1 protein-coding gene is annotated in these 1,514 nt (G+C 47.2%); it reads right to left on the reverse strand.

The window, feature by feature from the left end:
- On the reverse strand, positions 1–1,514 hold a 1,514-nt coding region (locus R7127_RS26100; RefSeq protein WP_318148671.1), incomplete at both ends, for an ExeM/NucH family extracellular endonuclease.

Consider the following 1,514-nt stretch of genomic DNA (forward strand, 5'->3'; position numbering starts at 1 on the left):
AACACGGAAGTTGTTACAGTTGCCTCGCAGATCCGCAGGCTCCGCGTCTTCTACACCAGCGATCCACTCTTCAATACATTCAGAACCTTTCGATTTGAAGTGATTAACGACGATAGAAAGATCTTCACCGCTCTCTTGTACCGTGAAGGTTTGCAACAAGCTGTGGCGTTGGTATTTGTCGTACGCAGGGTTGCTCTCAGCACCATCTTTACGGGTAATGGTGTTTTCGGCAATGTGCTGCTCTGGCGTGAAGATCACTTTCGCCGCTTCTTTTGGCGTGACCACTTTCGCGCGGTACAAGATAGCAACCATGATCGCATCGCTTCCGAAGTACTCTTCTTGGTACTTGTCTTTATCTGCGATTTCAACGTAAGTGTAATGATCGTCTGCGTCATCGATTTCCGCATTCAATGCATCCACCAAGTTTTGCACAGCACTGCCATCACCGAAGCCGTTATTTTCCACTTCCATCAAACCAATGATGTCAGCATCCATCTTATTCATCGCAGACACGATCTTCGCTTGTTGGATCAAGAACTCATCGTGATTCGTCGCGCCACGGTTTTGGCCTGTCGGGTTGTTGTTTCCGCTGTCTGCAACCGAAGTGAAGTAGTTAAGCACGTTAAAGCTTGCAACGCGTAAATCCGACTCTGCGATAGCTGGCGCCGCTTTACGCTCTACATCAAAGCCATCACCTGCTGCCACAAAGTTAGTGTTGTTTACATCGTTCGTCGCGATCAGACGGTATTCGTTGTAGCTGTAATTCACTACGCCCTGTAAACCTTCAACGCGCGAACCTAAGCGAATGTGCTGTTCAGATGAACCGTCTTGATCCAAATCTTGACCAAACTCAGGGTAGTAAGGAATTTTGCCGTTCGGTGCTTTAGCATCAGATTCTAGGAAAACTCGATTCTCTGCATTTTGTTTTGCTAACGCGACCGCTTCTGCACTGTCTGCTGCGTGAAGCTGAGTTGGCTTAAAGAGTGGAGCTTGGTGCGACAACATCATGTTGTTACGTTTTGAATCGTAATCGTAAGAGAAGTTGCGAGTAACAAACAAATCACTGGCTGAGTTCAGCGTCACTTGCATCCCTTCATGGCGCTCTAACGCATCACGCAGAGTTTCGCCTTCTTTGATCACAAGCGGCGTCACCAATGAAATGTCTGACGTGCCAGTTTTTACATAGCTGGTTGCGTCAGAAGAAAGCTGAGTATTGCTGTAGTACTCCTGAACCTTACCTTTCACACAAACTACGTCACCAGGCTTTAGCTCGGTATCTGCGGCGTTCGTATGAATAAATAGACCTTCTGACGTCTTATCGTTGTTATCGTTCTCGATAGCTTGCAGGTAGAAGCCTTTCGTCAAACCGCTAGTAACAGCGCTCACGACACCAGTAACAAAATGCTCTTCTGTCGTAATGTATGGGTAACCATCGATAAATGGCGAAGAAGCACCTTCACCTTGAATGTCTTGAATGGATGTGAACGTTGGAGCGTGGCCATCCACTTCACACA

The organism is Vibrio sp. 1159 (genome assembly GCF_033340395.1).
GTDB classification, from domain to species: Bacteria; Pseudomonadota; Gammaproteobacteria; order Enterobacterales; family Vibrionaceae; genus Vibrio; species Vibrio alginolyticus.